At 58.1% G+C, this 13,900-nt stretch carries 11 protein-coding genes and 1 tRNA gene; 8 read left to right on the top strand and 4 right to left on the bottom strand.

Annotated features, from left to right (window positions below):
* Window positions 1–3: 3 nt before the first annotated feature.
* Window positions 4–1,806, top strand: coding sequence for a single-stranded-DNA-specific exonuclease RecJ (gene recJ, locus GMO_RS01060; RefSeq protein WP_008850383.1), 1,803 nt, complete (start codon window positions 4–6; stop codon window positions 1,804–1,806).
* Window positions 1,807–1,847: 41 nt separating this feature from the next.
* Window positions 1,848–1,923 (top strand) — tRNA-Glu (locus GMO_RS01055).
* Window positions 1,924–2,360: 437 nt separating this feature from the next.
* Here the strand turns inward: GMO_RS01055 and GMO_RS01050 are convergent.
* Window positions 2,361–2,837: a hypothetical protein gene (locus GMO_RS01050; protein WP_040507328.1), complete on the bottom strand. Its 477-nt coding sequence runs from the start codon at window positions 2,835–2,837 to the stop codon at window positions 2,361–2,363.
* A gap of 366 nt (window positions 2,838–3,203) precedes the next feature.
* Between GMO_RS01050 and GMO_RS01045 the strand changes: the two genes are divergently transcribed.
* The 3 genes from GMO_RS01045 to GMO_RS01035 are packed head-to-tail and all read left to right on the top strand — an operon-like array spanning window position 3,204 to window position 4,386.
* Window positions 3,204–3,656 carry a hypothetical protein gene (locus GMO_RS01045; RefSeq protein WP_008850382.1) on the top strand — a complete coding sequence of 151 codons (453 nt, stop codon included), beginning with the start codon at window positions 3,204–3,206 and terminating at the stop codon, window positions 3,654–3,656.
* Window positions 3,653–4,138, top strand: a complete 486-nt coding sequence (locus tag GMO_RS01040; RefSeq protein ID WP_040507327.1) for a hypothetical protein — start codon at window positions 3,653–3,655, stop codon at window positions 4,136–4,138. Before GMO_RS01045 ends, GMO_RS01040 begins: the two co-directional genes overlap by 4 nt.
* 44 nt (window positions 4,139–4,182) lie before the next feature.
* Entirely contained in the window at window positions 4,183–4,386 is a 204-nt protein-coding gene (locus GMO_RS01035; RefSeq protein ID WP_008850380.1) for a hypervirulence associated TUDOR domain-containing protein, read from the top strand.
* A 521-nt stretch (window positions 4,387–4,907) separates the two neighbouring features.
* Here the strand turns inward: GMO_RS01035 and GMO_RS01030 are convergent.
* Complete coding sequence (locus GMO_RS01030) at window positions 4,908–6,314, bottom strand: coniferyl aldehyde dehydrogenase (protein ID WP_040507594.1); 1,407 nt, start codon at window positions 6,312–6,314, stop codon at window positions 4,908–4,910.
* A gap of 100 nt (window positions 6,315–6,414) precedes the next feature.
* On the opposite strand from GMO_RS01030, the gene GMO_RS01025 reads away from it, so the two are divergent.
* Window positions 6,415–7,023, top strand: a complete 609-nt coding sequence (locus GMO_RS01025) for a TetR/AcrR family transcriptional regulator (RefSeq protein ID WP_008850378.1) — start codon at window positions 6,415–6,417, stop codon at window positions 7,021–7,023.
* Window positions 7,024–7,249: 226 nt separating this feature from the next.
* Here GMO_RS01025 and GMO_RS01020 read toward each other — a convergent pair whose 3' ends face one another.
* Window positions 7,250–9,727 carry a TonB-dependent receptor plug domain-containing protein gene (locus GMO_RS01020; RefSeq protein ID WP_040507326.1) on the bottom strand — a complete coding sequence of 826 codons (2,478 nt, stop codon included), beginning with the start codon at window positions 9,725–9,727 and terminating at the stop codon, window positions 7,250–7,252.
* 287 nt (window positions 9,728–10,014) lie between these two features.
* Between GMO_RS01020 and GMO_RS01015 the strand changes: the two genes are divergently transcribed.
* Window positions 10,015–10,956 carry a LysR substrate-binding domain-containing protein gene (locus tag GMO_RS01015; RefSeq protein WP_040507325.1) on the top strand — a complete coding sequence of 314 codons (942 nt, stop codon included), beginning with the start codon at window positions 10,015–10,017 and terminating at the stop codon, window positions 10,954–10,956.
* Here the strand turns inward: GMO_RS01015 and GMO_RS01010 are convergent.
* Complete coding sequence (locus tag GMO_RS01010) at window positions 10,946–12,388, bottom strand: aspartate ammonia-lyase (RefSeq protein WP_245528402.1); 1,443 nt, start codon at window positions 12,386–12,388, stop codon at window positions 10,946–10,948. The two genes, GMO_RS01015 and GMO_RS01010, sit on opposite strands and share 11 nt — an antisense overlap.
* 234 nt (window positions 12,389–12,622) lie before the next feature.
* Between GMO_RS01010 and GMO_RS01005 the strand changes: the two genes are divergently transcribed.
* On the top strand, window positions 12,623–13,825 hold the full coding sequence (locus tag GMO_RS01005) for a pyridoxal phosphate-dependent aminotransferase (RefSeq protein WP_040507590.1): 1,203 nt from the start codon (window positions 12,623–12,625) through the stop codon (window positions 13,823–13,825).
* Window positions 13,826–13,900: the final 75 nt, after the last annotated feature.

Raw genomic sequence — 13,900 nt, 5'->3', positions numbered from 1 at the left:
CGCATGTTAGACGACGATACGGCCCCTGTTCTCGGCGTCAGCCGGAGCGCAGGAAACAGACGCTGGGAATGGCGCGATCCCCGACTGGCTGAAGCCGATAACCGCCTCGTGCTGAAACTGGCGCAACAGGCGGCAATTCCGGAACTTCTGGCCCGTATCCTCGCCGCACGGGGCGTCGTCCTCCCTCAGGAGGCCGCCTCCTTTCTTGACCCCCGCCTCCGTGACGCCATGCCCGATCCGTCCTGCCTGCAGGACATGGACCGCGCCGCGGAACGTCTGGCACAGGCCGTTCGCAACCAGGAGCATGTCGGCCTGTTCGGGGATTATGACGTGGACGGCGCCTGCGGGACCGCCCTCGTCTGCCATACGCTCCGGGAATTCGGCTGCACGGTCAAAACACATATCCCCGACCGCATTACCGAAGGATATGGCCCCAACACCGCAGCTCTCGAAAAACTGGTCTCCGAAGGCGCAACGCTACTGGTCTGCATCGACTGCGGCACGGCAGCCATCGACATCCTGAACGGCGCGGCCGACCAAACGGACATCATTGTCCTTGACCATCACAAACCGGATGGCGCAGCCCTCCCCAACACCATCACCGTCAACCCGAACCGTCTGGACTGCACCTCCGGTCTGGGCGACCTCTGCGCAACCGCAGTGGCGTTCCTGACTATGGTGGCCACCCTGCGAGTCCTGCGTCGGGAAGGCTGGTTCACGGACGGCCGCACCCCGCCAGACCTCCTCAAGCGCCTGGACCTGACAGCCCTCGCCACGATCTGCGATGTCATGCCCCTCACCGGCCTGAACCGCGCGCTGGTCATGCAGGGCCTCCGCGTCATGAGCCGGGGCGAGCGTCTCGGTCTGGCCACGCTGTCATCCGTTGCCGGCGTCAAAGACGACGCCAGCGCCATGTCCTGCGGGTTCGCACTAGGCCCACGCATCAATGCGGGAGGCCGGATCGCAAAAGCGGATCTGGGACTGCGCCTTCTGCTGTCGGATGATGTCGTGGAAGCCCGCGCACTGGCCGAGGAGCTGGACCGCGTCAACCGTCAACGTCAGACGGTCGAAAGCACAATCCTCGACGTCGCCATGCAGCAGGCGGAACAGCAGCTCGAAGCCAGCCATGGAGTCATTTTCCTCCATGGAGAATCCTGGCATCCCGGCGTCGTCGGCATCGTGGCAGGACGGCTGAAGGAACGCTTCAACCGCCCCGCCCTTGTCGGCGCCCTGACAGACGGCATCATCAAGGGCTCCGGGCGTTCCGTCCCGGGGATCGATCTCGGAACAGCCATCATCGCGGCCCGACAGGCCGGCCTCCTCCTCACGGGCGGTGGTCACGCCATGGCGGCCGGTTTCTCCCTGGCCGCCGAAAGGGCAGACGATTTCCATGCCTGGCTGGACGAACGCCTCGCGGATGCCCGGGCCCTGCCGCCACAGGAAGCCCTCCGTCTGGATGGCATCATGACGCTCCGGGGCGCATCGGTCGAAGTGGCCGAACAGCTCTCCCGTCTGGAGCCATTCGGCCCCGGAAATCCGGAACCCGTTCTGGCCGTCAGCAATGTCCGCTGCGTAAAAAGCGACAGGATCGGCAAGGATGGCAACACGCTCCGCGTGCTGCTGCAGGGCGAGGATGGCGGAACCCGCCTGAAAGGTCTGATCTTCCGCGCAGCGGACAAACCCTTCGCCGCCCTGCTGGAAGACCGGACCATGCCGTTGCTGCATGTTGCCGGAACCCTGCGCGCGGAAACATGGCAGGAAAGAAAAAGTCTGACTTTTTTCATTTCTGACGCCGCAAGCGCTTGACGCTAACAGCACGGCCACCTATACACCCGCTCACGCCTCCAGTCCCGTTCGTCTAGAGGCCTAGGACACCGCCCTTTCACGGCGGCAACACGGGTTCGAATCCCGTACGGGACGCCACTGGCTTTAAGAAATCGCAGAAAACCGTCGTTTATTTAGACGGTTTGACAGTCCCCCGGTTTCATTTGACATTTTCCGCATCACCTCACGCGCAAGCCGCTTTTGCCCGACGGCGCGGGTATATCTCTCCACCTCCGCAAGCACGGTATGGCTCGTTATCGACGCGATTTCGTGAGTCGAGCAGCCAGCTTCCGCCAGTCGCTGCGCTGCGGTCTTTTGCAAGTCGTACGGGCTCAAAGGATAGCATCCTATGGAGCGCATCCTTCCTGCATCCTTGGTGGTGTCTGGAACGTGGCGAAGTACGCCCTCAGGCGTTCGCGATCTTCCCGGCTTATCCGAGAACCGCTGAGATGAACGGTTCCTATCGCCATACATCCCCAAAGGGCCCCTTTACGCGCAAGCACCCGGCCTTTTTCTCCATAGAGAGATGGTTCGCCCTATGTCAGCCAGTCGAATGTTCTCAGACCGATGACAATTAGACATTCCGGCCGAAGGGCACGCACAATGCGCTCCGCATTATGGCGACTGAAAATCTCAAGGTTTTCTCTGAGTGGCTTTGCAATCCGACGCCATGCAGCAATACTTGGTGCCCGGAAGAAGATGGCATTGAGCCCCGTACAGCGGGCCACGACATCCGCTCCCCATATTGTCCTCACCTGCTTGGCAAGCGGCCAGTTCTGGGTCGCATAATCACAAGTCTCCGGCCATGTTTCGTGATGCTCGGCGCAGTCAATGGCTCGACCTCCCGGCTGATACCCAAGAAACAGAAACGGCGCATTGACTAAAGGAGGGCCATACAGGATGCGAAAACCAAGGGCATCTTTGCCAAGGCTTTCTTCGCACTGACGATAGTAATTTCTAGTGTCGATATAGACACCCCGGCATATATCCTCAGCTTCTTGGTCATGCATCATTTTGCCTTTCTATCGGCAAAGGCGAGCATCTTCCGGTGTCGGGGTCAAGGCAGTCGCTGCAAACCCCACAGCAGACCGCTGGATCTGTTGTGGGCAGGGAAAAACCTCTCTGGGACGCAATGGCTCCTCGGAAAAAAGAGTACAGACGATCCATCTCGTCGCCCGTCAGCCCGTCAGCCCGTACAGGTCGCTTATCTTCAGCGTCCTCAAAGAGCCTGAATCAGATTTCCTTAAAACAATGAATCCGGAACCGGGCGCGAGCCATTAAGGGAAACCTGAGAAGAACCGCGCGTTTTAATTATCAACAGCCTCTCTGCAAAAAACGCGGGCGGCCTGAACAAACGCATTTCCGGGCAAGTATCCATTATGCTGTCACGTCTTCTGAAGATTACGCTTTACGGCACCATCACCTCCACCGGAGCAGCATATCTGCTGAGCCGGCGCCGTAGTCAGCAGGGCGCGCCGGGGATCAACTGCACAGCGCACTGGCTCTACGGAGACGATGCAGCCAAAGTTCAGGCCCTTGATCTGAAACATTCTGCCGTTGGTGCAGCAACCAACGCAGGCGCAGTCTATTTCTGGGCCTGGTTTTACAACAGAGCACTGGGCGGCAAGTTCTGGTCAGTCCGAGGCCTTCTGGCGACGCTCGCTCTTGGGCCCGTATCGGCTCTGGTCGATTACAAGGCAACACCCAAACGCTTTACCCCTGGCTGGGAACTGGTGTTTTCAAAGCCGGAAATGTGCCTGATTTATCTCGCAATGGTTTTGGGTATGTCCGCAGGAGCCCTGTCCGGCTCCCCGGAAAGCACCGAGCAATGACCGTACGGTTATATGACGGACCAGAAGCCGAAGCCCCCCGAACGCCCCTTGAAGGTGGCTTACTCGGCTGGGCCGCAGTGGCAATGCTGGCAGTCTGCTGGATCGTTCTTAAAATTGCCCCCGTTTCGACGCGTCCCTTGATCCGGCGCTTCATACGCGTCTGGACAGGTGCCCTGTTCTGCTTCTTCGGCGGCGTGCATCGTGGCGCCTCCTTCTACAATCCCCGAAGCCCCCAGCTTTCTGATCCAGTCATCTTTCTCTGTCTGCACTTCTTCGGATTAAGCATGATCATGGCCCCAGATCATGTTTTCAAACGTTATGCGCCGGCAGGAATGCTGGCGACTTTGGCAGGAGAACTCTATCTTGCAAAGCAAAGACGCCTCCCACCCTTTTTCCTGCGACTGCGTCCACTTCAGTTACTGGCAGCATATGGTCTTTTGATCCTCGCAACAAAAGACAGCCTCAAGGACCAGACACGTTAAGGATTGAATTACTGAATGCCGTAACAACCCGATGGGAGGAAAAGATGGCCAACTTCAAAAAAGGCGACGATGTAAGCTGGAAGAGCCATGGCGGCGAAGCACACGGACATGTTGTCGAGAAGATTACACGTCCAACAGTCATTAAAGGCCATCGCGTCGCCGCCTCCAAAACCAATCCGGAATATCTCGTAGAAACGGAAAGCGGGAAAAAAGCCGCGCACAAACCAGCCGCTTTGAAGAAAAACTGAAATTAAGAACTTCCCGCTTTACAGACAGTCCGCCTTTCCCAGCGCTTCAGCTAAGGGCGTCACTACCGACGCGGGCAAGGCACTAGCGGGGGACAGCCGCTGAACATGCAGCAGCTGCGATCACACAGACATGAGCGCAGGACGTCCATACGGCTGAAACCAAGCGCCCCGATGCCGCACTCGATTGCGCCTCTAATCCCGAAGTAAAAACCTGCTCCCCGCCCCCACGGGAGCAAACAAAAACAAACTGCCGCGCGCCAACCCCGAGCACTCCCCCAAAAAAGCAAGAACACAATCATGATCTACGCAAAACATAGCCATCCGTGACCCTGCGGCATAAAATATCTTATCCAAGCAGAACATCGCCATACGACGCCTAAAAAAAGCCGCCGCGCGCAACGCCATTTCAGGCGCAGCGCATCACCATTCGAAATATTTCCCCGGCGTATCAGGCTGCCGACAACACCATCACCCCCCAGCAAACTCCACATCGACGCAATACCCGAGCCAAACGCACGTCGTCAGCGCAGGATCAGATCAGTAATGACGTCTGTGAGCTTGCCAAATGGCGGCTGAAGCAGCGTCGCCGCATTGAAACGACCCTGCCGGTACACACCACGGGCATGCGTGAGCGCCATAAAGCCCTCTTTCCCATGATACGCCCCGATTCCGCTGTCTCCCACACCACCAAACGGCAGATCATCCTGCGCAATGTGCAGCAGGGTGCCATTGATGGTGACGTTTCCTGAAACCGTGCGCGTCAGAACCCGGGCGCGTTCAGAACAGTGATCGCCAAAATAATACAGAGCCAGAGGACGCGGACGTCCGTTGATGAAGGCAATCGCTTCATCCAGTGTCCGATAGGTCAGCACAGGCAGGACAGGCCCGAAAATTTCCTCCTGCATCACCGTCATCTGCGACGTCACATCCAGCAGCAGCACGGGAGCCAGAACATGCTCCTCGCGTGAATCATTCCCCAGCCGGATAACCTGCGCCCCCTGTGCTTCGGCATTGTCGATCAGACCGCTCAGCCGCTCGTAATGATGCGTATTAAGAATGGCCGTATAATCAGAAGATCCCACATAACCACCAGGATGCTGCGCTTTGACAGCCTCCTGATAGGCAGCGGCAAAAGCCTCCCTGTCGTCTTCATGAACCAGCACATAATCGGGCGCGATGCAGGTCTGCCCGGCATTGGTCAGCTTGCCGAACACCACGCGATCCGCCACCCGCTGCATGGAAAAGCCGGGCTCGATCACCACAGGCGATTTCCCGCCCAGTTCAAGCGTAACCGGCGTCAGATTACGCGCCGCCGCCTCAGCAACCTTCTTTCCAACCGCCGTGCTGCCAGTGAACAGGATATGATCGAAAGGCAGAGCCGAGAACGCGGAGCCCACTTCGCCATCTCCCGTGACGACGGAAACCTGCTCCGCCGGAAAGACGGCCTGAACGATCTCGCCGATCACCGCCGATGTGGCCGGTGTGAATTCTGACGGTTTGAGCATGGCCCGGTTGCCGGCGGCAATCGCCGTCGCCAGCGGGACAAGAGCAAGAGAAACCGGATAATTCCAAGGCGCAATAATCCCCACAACGCCCACCGGCTGCCGGAGCACCCAGGCGCGCCCGAACTGGAAATAAGCCGAGACGTGCCGACGTTCCGGCTTCATCCAGTGTCCCACATGCCGAATCATGTAATTGATCGACTGCACCAGCGGGATCAGTTCCACAATGGCACTTTCCCGTTCCGACCGCTGGCCGAAATCCGTTTTCAGCGCGCGCACGATGTCAGTCCGCCGCCTCAGGATTTCAGCTTTCAGACGCCGCAGATCGCCGCGCCGCTGCTTCAGATCGGGTGGACCAACATGCAGGAACGCATCGCGCTGGCGATCGAGAATACGGTGCAGATCAGCAGAAGTAACATCGGACATCGCGTCCTCCATGTTTACAGGAGAAACTTGTACAGGCAGGATATGGAGCATGACGATCCGGTGTCAATGAAAGTTTCTTCTGTAAACATAGGCCTCACGAATGAGTGAAACCAAGGACCGCCCCTATCATCACGGAGATCTCCGCCGCGCCCTGATCGACACGGCGCTTGCCATGCTGGCCGCAGACCAGAACTGGACCTTCACGCTACGGGAAGTGGCACGGCGAACAGGTGTCAGTCACGCAGCCCCCTACAAGCACTTCCGTGATCGCGAGATGCTGCTGCGGGAACTGGCCCGGACCGGTTTCGTCAGGCTCGGAGACACCATGACAGAGGCCATGTCCCTGAAGCTGTCTTCCACGCGAGAGCAATTCATGGTCACAGCGCAGGCCTGTATTGAGTTTGCACTCCGCAATCCCGGTCTTTACCGTCTGATGTTCAGTTCCGACGCAGACAAGACGATAGATCCGCAGTTGCATGACGCAGCCATGAACACATTCGGAATTCTTCTGCACCTTCTGGAAACCGGGCAGCAGGACGGCAGCTTTCGGAAAGTCGCTATCAACGCGCAGGCAGCAGCAAGCTGGGCGCAGGTGCATGGTCTGGCCATGCTGGCAATCAGCGGCCAGCTTCTCGAGGAAAAGGTCGGACCGGAGCCTGTCCGGGCCGCGCTGGATGTGCTGCTGGACGGGCTGTGCCGCAGCGATTGATCGCGCTACGGCAAAATACCCGCTTTTCGAAGCGGATGGTCTGACGGAAAATAATACCCGTCAGATGACAGGCAGTTCGAACGCCCACCGACCACACAGGAACTGTTAGCCGGCCCGTTCGTCGGCAGACCGCAATTCCGGCAGATGCCCGACATCATCATGAACGTCGCCCGGGCCATAGAAGCGACGTTCAGAACAGCCTCCCTGAGGAGGCGCCGTCTGTCGATCAGAAATCAATCGAGGTTTTTACGTAATACATCCCGCCATTGAAACCATAGGGCGAATAGGACGCATACTTGGACAGACCCTGCTGGGTATGCGCAATCGCCGGCGAGATCCGCGTCGGATACTTGTTCCCGAGATTATTCGCACCAACCCCGACGGTCCAGCGCGGAAGGATCTTGTAATCCACCTCAAGATTGGTAATGAGCGCCGGATTCTGCATGAACGGAACACTGCCCGCTCCCGTCGGAGCCGCCATGTACACGATCGATCCGTAACGCATCTCCTGCACGAACACAGACCATTTGCCGTAATTCCAGTTCACGCTGATCTGTTCACGGTTCTTGGGCGCAGAATGCAGCACCATTTCCTTGGTGTACTCGTTGACGAAACCGTCCCTGGCCGAACGGATTTCCGTATCCGAGAAGTTGATCCCCATCGCAAATCTGAACTGACCCAGTTTCCGGGTCTTCAGAGTGTAATCCGCACTGAAATCCCCGCCAAATGTCTGCGTGTTATAGAGATTGGCGTAATAGGACAGTGACGTCGCGCTTTCGAGATTGTTTTGCGCAAGCAGATTCATAAGAAAAGCGTCGCTGGTGTTAACGCTGTAAGTCTTCGTGCTGCCAAGACGGGAATTGATGGCGATGTAATACAGGTTTCCCGTCATGTGGAAGTTGTTAACCGGCGTCGCATCAAGGCCAATGCTGTAGCTGCGCGAATATTCACCCTTCATGCTGCCAGAGCCCAGATATTTGGCAATGGTGCTGTTGGCCGGAACCTGGTCAACCGTATAGCCGGGATAAGGCGCCGAATAGAAATAGGACATTTCACCCAGCGTCGGCGGACGATAACCACTGTTGATATTGGCCCGGATAGCCCAGCGCTTGGTGAAGTTATACCGCGTTCCAACCGAACCGGTCTCGACAGTCGCCAGATTGTTGTAACTCGCGACACGCCCGCCAAGCGTCCATTCCCATTTCTTCGTGACATAGAAGTCGAGATTGGCAAAACCTTCATAGACATCACGGTTCTGGTTGGTCACAGCCATGGGCACGTTACCCGGATGGTCCGTGGCCCCCATCCCTTCCCAGGAAGCCGTCTCACCTTCCGTCATCTGGAACGTGTCATGCCGGTATTCGGCGCCGAATTTCAGATCGATCGGGCGCGGCAGGAGCCCGGTGTGAAAGGAACGGGAACCACGGATACCGCTTGTCAGTTCCGATGCAATGGAAGAACCGTCATAAAACGATGTCTGCGTGCTTCCCGGCAGAGAAACGTTCTCGGAATCCTTCGTGCCATATTTCTGGGCATCCCGCCCGTATGTGACGTAAGCATCCCAGGCGAACCCGAATTTGTGAGTCCGGATACCGTTATCCGTCTCGAAGTCATACTGGTCCATGGTGATGTAAGGCTGGTTGCCGTTCGGATACAGATCGGTGTTGATCCAGGTATCGCTGTCAGCCGCGCTACGATACGTTTCCGCCACATTGGCCCGACGATGGGAGAACGTGGACGTACTGTAAACGCTGAAACCATTTCCCAGCGGAACGGAAAGGTTCTCGCTCAGGGTTTCAAGGGTCGATTTGGGCAGACCAAGTCCCCGCTGGACGTCGCGATTGGCCGTCTCGTTACGCGAATCACTGAAAAGCGTTCCGTAGAAATCGCCGCCGCGCGTCGTGGGAAGCTGATGTGTCACCTGCGCCGCAAGATCAAGGTAACCGCCCCGGTTTCCGATCGCCATGCCATAGTTCGCAGACCCGTCAAGTCCCTGCCCGTCGCCTGCGTAATAGCCACTGTTCTTGAAGTTGATGCTGCCACCATGCGTATCGCGCTTGAGAACGATATTGACCGCACCCGCAATGGCATCCTGCCCGTACAGGGCGGACGCCCCTTCCGTAATGACCTCGATATGGTCGATGGCTGAAACAGGAATCAGGGAAATATCACTGGGTTCACTGCCCCAGTTCGTGCCGGCATTCGAGTTGAAATTCGCACCGATATGACGGCGGTGCCCATTGACCAGGATCAGCGTATCATCCGGGGACTGGCCACGCAGCTGCATGGTCTGGACGAAGGAAATTGCACCGCCGCCGGGAAGAGCGGCCGTCGTAATAGCCGGGTTTGCCTGGGCCAGCGCAGACAGGACGTTGGTCTGACCGGTTTTCAGAAGCTCCGCTCCCGTAACCACCGTAACCTGCGTCGTACTGTGCCGGGCCGTAACGGGAGAAAAGACAGAATTCGTCTGTCGCCCACCGACATGGATGCTTTCCATCTCATGAGCATTCAGGGACGTCGGCGCATGATGTGCTGGCGCAGCACGCGCCGGAACCGCATTGCCCTTCTTGGCGGTCACCTTGTGATGTCTGACAGACGTAGATGTCGCCGTAGCAGTTGACGCCGCCAGGGCCAGATCGGGCACGAGCGCACTCAGTGCAGCACCTGCGACCAGACAGAGTTTCCAATTTGACCCATTCAACATTGCATCCCCCTCAAGCCGCCGGAATCCCGTTACAGGAACATGAAGGTATGGTACGTATTCGTTATGTTTTGGCGTCATATAGATTATTTATATTCCCAGACCGAAACAACGATTTTCCCCTGCTGCCCGCTCTTCTTCTGAGGAAATGCGCCCCCGGAAATATCCGGATATCCTGCCCGCCCGTCACCCTTAAAAAATCATCCATCCCTTTGCGATTTTATTGACGTTCTGTTGCGGGAGGCAGATCATGGCGAATTAGGCTCTGGAAAAATAAGGGAACCGGCCAGTTGGACATCAGACGCTTGCAGGCATTCGTGAAGATAATCGACCTCGGCAGCATTTCCCGTGCCGCCGATCTGTTGAATATCGCCCAGCCCGCACTGAGCCAGCAGCTGGCCGCGCTTGAAACTGCCTTCCGCCAGAAACTGGTCATCCGCAGCAAAAGCGGCGTCACCCCGACAATCGCAGGATCCGTTCTCTACCGTCACGTACAGATCCTCAGCAAACAGTTCGACCGCGCCATGGTCGAGATCATCCAGGGCACCGGTCCCCTTGTCGGAAAGGTCTCCGTCGGACTTTCGCCCTACAGCGCCGGCTCCACCCTGTCGGTGGAACTTCTGCGCCGCGTCCGGGAAGAACTTCCCGGTATCGTCCTGCATCTCACCGAAAGCTTTGACGACATCTACAGCGAACTGGTCATGACAGGGCGTCTGGACATGGCAGTCATCCATGGCTCCGGCCCCATGAAAGGGGTCAGCTTCACGCCCCTGATGAAGGAAGAATTCTTTCTTCTCGCCCCCTCCTCCCTCGAAATACCGCATGACGGGCAGAACACCGTACAGCTGGCGGATATCACGGATATTCCCCTTCTGGTTCCGCCCACGCACAACTTTGTCCGCAAGGCCATAGACATGGCCTTCCTCCGCAAAAGTCTGGAACCCACGATCGTCGCGGAAATCGAGGCCCTGACGACCCTCCAGGGCGCGATCCTGGAAGGCATTGGCAGCACGATCCTGCCCTGGTCCGTTGCCAGCCGGATCGCGGTCGAAGGCAAATCCCGCATCTATTCGCTCCGCAATCCTGTCATCAGCGAGAATGTCTCGCTATGCGTTCCGGACCTGGTTCCGGAAACCGAGGCCTCCGTCGCTGTCCGCGAACGCCTGATCGATCTGGCACAGACCATGGCCGCCTCCCAAAACTGGCCCGGAACACATCCCTCTACGGAATAACAGCGCCGGCCCTTCCGACATTCGGCCGCGTCAGCAGCTCCGGCTGCAGGAGCACGGCCAGCTCCTCCCTGGACAACAGCTTTTCCTGAAGAACCAGTTCCGTCACCGTCCGGTTCTCAGCCAAGGCCCGGCGGGCAATTCCGGCACAGAAATCATATCCCAGAACCGGCACAAGAGCCGTGACAATCGCAATATTGCGGCTGAACAGATACGCACAGCGCTCCGCATCCGCCACAATGCCCGAGATGCATTTCGTCGTCAGAAGTTCGACGGCGGACGTCAACGTCTTCAGAGACGAAAAGAGACAGTAACCGATCATGGGTTCGAACGGGTTCAGCTGAAACTGCCCGCCCTCCGCGCACATGGTCAGCGTCACGTCATATCCCGCCACCAGATAGGCAACCTGGTTGACCGCTTCCGGGATCACCGGATTGACCTTCCCCGGCATGATCGACGACCCGGCCTGAACGGCCGGCAGAATGATCTCTCCCAGACCGGCCCGCGGCCCGCTCGAAAGCAGACGCAGATCACTGGAAATCTTGGATAGCTTGAGAGCCAGCCTCTTGAGCACACCCGAGAAGAGTACGAAAACGCCCACGTCTGACGTCGCTTCGATCCTGTCGGCGGCAGCTCTGATCGGCAGACCAGTCAGGTCCCGGAGTTCCTCAAGAACCATATCGGCATAACGCGGGTCTGTGTTCAGACCCGTCCCGATGGCCGTTCCCCCGAGATTGACGTCCAGAAAAGCTGCGGACTGCTCCCGGATCTGCCGGATTTCCGTCTCGATCGCGCTCTGGAACGCCCTGAATTCCTGACCCAGCGTCATCGGAACCGCGTCCCGGAGCTGGGTCCGCCCGACTTTCAGGATCGGGGAAAATGTCAGGGCCTTTTCTCCAAGACTCTGTGCAAGCCCATCCAGCGCGGCAAGCAGCGGCTGCGTTGCGTCCAGCACGCCAAGCCTCAACGCGGTGGGATAAACATCATTGGTGGACTGCGCCATGTTGACATGGTCGTTCGGGTGCAGAACCCCATAGTCACCGGGCTCCCGCCCCGCCAGTTTGAGAGCGACATTGGCGATGACTTCATTGACATTCATGTTGGTGGACGTGCCTGCCCCCCCCTGCATGGCATCGACAATGAAATCCCGGCTGTAATCGGTCCGTTCCAGCAGCAGGCTGCAGGCCGTTTCAATCAGATCGGCCCGTTCCGGATCCAGATATCCCAGCGCCCTGTTCGCCCGTGCCGCAGCGCGCTTGATGGTGATGAAGCTGCGGATGAAGTCCGGAAATGCGCCCACCGGCTCGCCACTGATCGGGAAATTCTCAACGGCACGGCGCGTATGCACGCCCCAGAGCGCATTGGCCGGTATCGGCATTTCACCAAGCAGATCCCGCTCGATACGAACGTCTGGCTGGACGGCAGATGTCATCATTTTGGATATCCAGATCTGTGATTGAACCCGAGCACGCCCTTTCATGACAAGGGCCATCAGGAGACTGTCACCCCTGACCCTTCCAGACCTTATTATTACGTATTCGATTCAACCCCATAGGATTGTCATATGGGGCCAGACAATTTTCGGCGCTATCTTGGCAGATGCGAAACGATTTACGATAGCCGCGACACGCATATGCGCAATGATCCACGCGGCAACGGAGAGACATCAATGCCTGGCTTTGCTGATCGACTGAACGGAATCGGGGTTTCGGCATCTGCCGCCATGACCGACAAGGCACGCGAACTCAAGGCGGAAGGCCTCAAGATCGTCAGCCTGTCATCCGGCGAGCCGGATTTCCCCACCCCGCCGCACGTCATCGAAGCCGCAGTGAACGCCGCGCGCGGAGGCGACACCAAATATCCCCCGCAGGACGGCAAACCGGCCCTGAAAAAAGCCATACAGGCCAAATTCCTCCGCGAAAATCATCTGGATTATGCCCTGGATGAAATCCTCGTCGGCAATGGCGCCAAGCAGATCATCTTCGATGCGATGATGGCCACCTGCAACACCGGCGACGAAGTCGTTCTGCCAACACCATACTGGATCAGCTATTCGGACATCGCCCGCCTCTGCGGAGCGAAAATCGTACAGGTTCCCTGCCCCGCCTCCGACAATTTCAGACTGTCCGCGAAAGCCCTGGATGCCGCCATCACCCCGAAGACCAAATGGCTCGTCCTGAACTTCCCCAACAATCCGACCGGCGCCTGCTGCCCCCGTGAAGCGATGGAAGACATCGCCGCCGTCCTGCTGAAGCATCCCCATGTGTGGATCATGACGGACGATATTTACGAACACCTCGTCTATGACGACTTCGAGTTCTGCACGCTCGCAGAAGTCGAACCCCGCCTGAAAGACCGCGTGCTGACCGTAAACGGCGTCTCCAAAAGCTACGCCATGACGGGCTGGCGCGTCGGTTACTGCGGCGGCCCGCGCAACCTGATCGCTGCCATGAACAACATGCAGGGCCAGTCCACCAGCGGCATCAACACCATGGCACAGGCCGCAGCCATCGCGGCGCTCGAAGGGCCACAGGATTTCCTGAAAGACCGCGCCGCGGAATATCAGGCACGACGCGACCTTGTGGTCGGACTGCTCAACGCCATCCCCGGCGTGACCTGCCATACCCCGCAGGGCGCGTTCTATGTCTATCCGGAAATCGCACCCTGTCTCGGCAAGACAACCCCCAAAGGACGCCACCTCAAGACGGATGCAGATTTCGTCATGGCCCTTCTGGAGGAAAAACAGGTCGCCTCCGTTCAGGGCGGTGCCTACGGCATGAGCCCGTTCTTCCGCATTTCCTACGCCACCGACCCGGAAACGCTGAAAGAAGGCTGCCGCCGCATTGCCGAGTTCGTAACCTCCCTCAGCTGAGCGTGCCATGAGGAAGCCCCGAAAGGCTTCCTCACCCCAAAAGAACAGATCAAAAAAAACCCTCCCTGTCCGGGA

Source organism: Gluconobacter morbifer G707, assembly GCF_000234355.1.
In the GTDB taxonomy this organism is placed as follows: Bacteria; Pseudomonadota; Alphaproteobacteria; order Acetobacterales; family Acetobacteraceae; genus Gluconobacter; species Gluconobacter morbifer.
This window is presented reverse-complemented; position numbering and strand designations above follow the sequence as displayed.

Coding starts and splice junctions, on each gene's coding strand:
- recJ (WP_008850383.1), top strand. CDS start 4: ATGTTAGACGACGATACGGCCCCTGTTCTCGGCGTCAGCCGGAGCGCA.
- GMO_RS01050 (WP_040507328.1), bottom strand. CDS start 2,837: ATGATGCATGACCAAGAAGCTGAGGATATATGCCGGGGTGTCTATATC.
- GMO_RS01045 (WP_008850382.1), top strand. CDS start 3,204: ATGCTGTCACGTCTTCTGAAGATTACGCTTTACGGCACCATCACCTCC.
- GMO_RS01040 (WP_040507327.1), top strand. CDS start 3,653: ATGACCGTACGGTTATATGACGGACCAGAAGCCGAAGCCCCCCGAACG.
- GMO_RS01035 (WP_008850380.1), top strand. CDS start 4,183: ATGGCCAACTTCAAAAAAGGCGACGATGTAAGCTGGAAGAGCCATGGC.
- GMO_RS01030 (WP_040507594.1), bottom strand. CDS start 6,314: ATGTCCGATGTTACTTCTGCTGATCTGCACCGTATTCTCGATCGCCAG.
- GMO_RS01025 (WP_008850378.1), top strand. CDS start 6,415: ATGAGTGAAACCAAGGACCGCCCCTATCATCACGGAGATCTCCGCCGC.
- GMO_RS01020 (WP_040507326.1), bottom strand. CDS start 9,727: ATGTTGAATGGGTCAAATTGGAAACTCTGTCTGGTCGCAGGTGCTGCA.
- GMO_RS01010 (WP_245528402.1), bottom strand. CDS start 12,388: ATGATGACATCTGCCGTCCAGCCAGACGTTCGTATCGAGCGGGATCTG.
- GMO_RS01005 (WP_040507590.1), top strand. CDS start 12,623: ATGCCTGGCTTTGCTGATCGACTGAACGGAATCGGGGTTTCGGCATCT.